Annotated in this window: 1 protein-coding gene; it reads right to left on the bottom strand. The window is 66.3% G+C overall.

The window, feature by feature from the left end:
• Positions 1-235 (bottom strand): response regulator transcription factor (locus tag RAD10_RS42160; RefSeq protein WP_461622053.1); only part of this gene is annotated, 235 nt, incomplete at its 3' end.
• Between the last annotated feature and the right edge of the window lie 26 nt (positions 236-261).

Here is a 261-nt window from a genome sequence, read left to right as displayed (position 1 = left end):
ATTCGGCCACGGGGCTATGCAGCCGCGCGGCAAAGGCCAGCCGCAACACATCCGAAATCGACCGCACGCCCAGCTTGTGCGTCAGGTTCGCGCGGTGCGCCTCCACCGTGCGCGTCGAAATGCCGAGTTTATAGGCGGTGATCTTATTGGGTTGCCCGTTGACGAGCCCCTCCAGCACGTCGCGCTCGCGCGGCGTTAGCGCGGCCAGGCGGACGCTCGCCTCGATCGCGCTCAATTGCTGCGCCTCCAAATTGGCCAGCC

This window comes from Bradyrhizobium sp. 23AC (genome assembly GCF_054863025.1).
This window is presented reverse-complemented; position numbering and strand designations above follow the sequence as displayed.